This window comes from Metalysinibacillus jejuensis (assembly GCF_003057615.1).
Lineage (GTDB): Bacteria > Bacillota > Bacilli > Bacillales_A > Planococcaceae > Metalysinibacillus > Metalysinibacillus jejuensis.
This window is the reverse complement of record NZ_QAFW01000100.1, coordinates 1-3,008: the sequence shown is the minus strand read 5'-3', so window position 1 is coordinate 3,008 and position 3,008 is coordinate 1. Positions and strand designations below refer to the sequence as shown.

Below are 3,008 nucleotides of genomic sequence, written 5' to 3'. Positions count from 1 at the left end.
TAATTGAGAAGAACACGAATTGTAAGTCAAACCTTTTCCTGTTGCCTTATAAGTATCGTTCCATTTTGCGAGGAAATGATTGAATACAAAACGAGAACAACCGATTGTTTTAGCAATCAGTATTTCTTGTTCTTTGCTTGGATAGATACGAAATTTATATGCTTTATTGACCAACATGACTTTCACCTCCCTGTGTGTTATGATATACATATTATATCATAGTTGATATTCATTTTATATTATTTTGGAGGTGAAAACATGGAAAAACAATCAGTCGTATTACGATTTCCTAAAATTCTTTTAGATAGAGTGGACGCATACAAAAAGAAAAAGGGTTTTGGAACTCGTACACAAACTATTTTTCATCTATTACAGATAGCACTCGAACAGTCGGACAATCGAGATAGCAAGTAAGCTACCCCTTCTCCGAAGGCGATTCATCTCCCACCTACTCACTGGGCTACGCCCTTCACGTTCCTTGAGGTAGGCGTATTCTCGCCTATTTTTGATAAAAAATAACTTCTTATAGGTATTCTACCTCCAGAAGCTATTTTCATCAAATTTCCAATTTATTATTTTGTATGAATATGCAAAATATATTAATTATTTTCCGTCGCTTTGCCAAACGCCGCAAACTAAAAAACCACAAACCCTGTACAATCAGCGTTTGCGGCTTTTTTAGCACCCTCAATAAAATGATTTTTCGATTTGCTTTTTATCCAACATCGTCATAAACCACGCTAGCGTATGTAATATTAGGTACGACAAAGGTGAGCACCATCCCGATCGCAATAAAGACGAAAATAAATTTGCGGTTTTGCGGTGAAAACTTCGCAGGAAAACGTAAAGCATAAAATAAATAAATGCCCAGTAAGCCGTAACCTGCACCAGAAAGCCCCGCTAAAGGATAGCTACCTGTATACAAAAAATGAATGATGAAATATCTCTAATGAGTTTGCTTTGCATTTTTGATAAATTGCTGCAAAAATTCAAAATGCTCTTGATAGGTAGAAACCTCAGGGTAAGCTTCTTGCTTCGCTTGAATCGCATTTTCTAAAATACGCATATCTAAAATGTTACTTGGTTGAATAAGGGACACATCTAAATGTAAACGTTTAAAATGCTGTTCCCATTCATCTTGCGTAAATCGGCAATCAAAATGTTCTTCTATTTCTTTTTGTAAAGCTTCATTTTTCTCTGTCACAGCCGCTTCATACAGTTGAATTAAAACTGCTTTATAAGGTGCCTTAAACATATCGATACAAACCATCACGCGGTCTAAAAAGTTCACTGGCTCCTGCAAGTTCATAAAATAACGGTACACATCTTTTCCCAGTAGCATTTGTGCTGCAAAATAATCAGCCTTACGCTCATTTAAATCAAAATCAAGCGTAATTACATGAGATTCTGTCACTTGTTCTAATAAATGATAGATTTCATGCCAATACATAAAATATTGGTACACTCTTTGCTGTGCTGTATTAATAATGAAGATTTTTTTCCCATTTTGTAATACACGAATCGCACCACCAAAATCTTGGTCAGGAATGGGGATTTGTAAGAAATAATGCTGTCTAAGGATTTGGAGGGCCTGTTTTTCTGGTGATTGAATCCGAATTTCTTTATAAGTCATTTCCACGTATTGAATAAGATGAGCAATTTCTTCTTCAATCTGCTTATTTCGATGAATCGTTTGCTGTAAATTCTCTTTTGTAATACGCAATTCGCTTTCCTCCCTATAAATACAAAGTCGCAATGTCTAGTAAATCTTCTAAATCTTCTAGAAGCTTTTGATTGTGAGGTGCTCTTTCCTTCGTGTGCGCTAAGTGATCGGAAAACTGTAGTGAGCGTGTTGCATACGTTTGCTCAAATTGTGGTGGGCTTAAAAAAGACGCCTTACTTAATTGAAAAGCTTGTGCAATTTTTTCAAGTTGCTTTAAAAATGCCGTTTCATTCGGACTTTGCCCTTCTAATAACTGATCCAATGTTGGACGTGAGATATTCACTTTTTTTGCAAAAGATGATTTTGAATAGCCTTTTAAACGAATAAACATTCCTAAGTTCTCTGCAATCGTTTCTTTATTTAAAAATAAGCTCATTTTTTACACCTCTTTTACTTATCGTATCGTTTATGTAAAAAAATTATACCATATACCTATTAAAATCTATATTTTTTACACTTTGTAAAAATATTATAGCCCTTGAATATGCACGGCAAGCAGCTAAAGGCATGTTTGCTTAGTTACAAATTTTTACTTACTACCGTTAGTAGCACAACACTACTAGCAGTAAATGAAAAAGTGGATGTACACGTTTTTACTGCTAGGGGTACTCACGTTAACCGCATGCGCTTCAGGTAACCAAGCGAGTGGTACGTTTGATTACTTAACGGATCGTGAACAAAACGAGGTAGCCGCAGCTAAAAAGGAGTTAAGCCTTGATGAATTTAACAAAGCGATCGAAGAAGCCAATCAAGAAACCGCAAAATTAAACGATACAGAAGAAGTAGATTTATTTAGCGGCACGACGTATGATGCTTATTTACTGACGCGCGCTAATTTATCAGAAGAAAGCTTTAAGCAAGCAAAGGACGACGCTATTTTCGCTGCCGAACTTGATTACGATGCGTACAAAAGCGTTTCGGACGCACTTATCAATCGTGAGGCATACCAAAAAACAATGGTGAAGGATGGAGAGCACGATAATTACGGTGCCTACGCTGCAAAATCTGTACAATATTTAACTGCTGAAGGTAGCCCTAAATAATGAAAAAGAAGGTCATTCCAACGTTGAGGTGGAATGACCTTCTTCGAATAATATAAAAGAGCGTTGAATCCACTGCCCAATCTACGAAATGACACTCCCACTCATAAATAAGTGGGGTTCTAAAGTACAAAAGATTTCTTCTTTGCTCTCCCATCAACCGATGTTACTGGTTGGGTACAACACAAAGACACTATCTTATTTCCTTTAGACTTTAACGAACAAGACGACCATTGCCATCATTA

Annotated in this window: 6 protein-coding genes; 2 read left to right on the top strand and 4 right to left on the bottom strand. The window is 36.3% G+C overall.

The window, feature by feature from the left end; translation table 11 throughout:
* On the bottom strand, nucleotides 1-177 hold a 177-nt coding region (locus tag DDE80_RS14070; RefSeq protein ID WP_153060862.1), incomplete at its 3' end, for a helix-turn-helix domain-containing protein.
* 81 nt (nucleotides 178-258) lie between these two features.
* Between DDE80_RS14070 and DDE80_RS15365 the strand changes: the two genes are divergently transcribed.
* Nucleotides 259-414, top strand: coding sequence for a hypothetical protein (locus DDE80_RS15365; protein ID WP_201261480.1), 156 nt, complete (start codon nucleotides 259-261; stop codon nucleotides 412-414).
* A 301-nt stretch (nucleotides 415-715) separates the two neighbouring features.
* Here the strand turns inward: DDE80_RS15365 and DDE80_RS14065 are convergent, their stop codons facing one another.
* From DDE80_RS14065 to DDE80_RS14055, 3 genes are read right to left on the bottom strand one after another with little or no spacing between them, the layout of a single operon-like run.
* Complete coding sequence (locus tag DDE80_RS14065; protein ID WP_161952355.1) at nucleotides 716-925, bottom strand: rhomboid family intramembrane serine protease; 210 nt, start codon at nucleotides 923-925, stop codon at nucleotides 716-718.
* A 21-nt stretch (nucleotides 926-946) separates the two neighbouring features.
* Nucleotides 947-1,723, bottom strand: coding sequence for an ImmA/IrrE family metallo-endopeptidase (locus DDE80_RS14060; protein WP_108308559.1), 777 nt, complete (start codon nucleotides 1,721-1,723; stop codon nucleotides 947-949).
* A 13-nt stretch (nucleotides 1,724-1,736) separates the two neighbouring features.
* Entirely contained in the window at nucleotides 1,737-2,099 is a 363-nt protein-coding gene (locus DDE80_RS14055; RefSeq protein WP_108308557.1) for a helix-turn-helix domain-containing protein, read from the bottom strand.
* Nucleotides 2,100-2,292: 193 nt separating this feature from the next.
* Between DDE80_RS14055 and DDE80_RS14050 the strand changes: the two genes are divergently transcribed.
* The gene (locus tag DDE80_RS14050) at nucleotides 2,293-2,766 is read left to right on the top strand and encodes a hypothetical protein (RefSeq protein WP_153060926.1); all 474 of its coding nucleotides are present in this window, start codon (nucleotides 2,293-2,295) and stop codon (nucleotides 2,764-2,766) included.
* Nucleotides 2,767-3,008 lie beyond the last annotated feature (242 nt).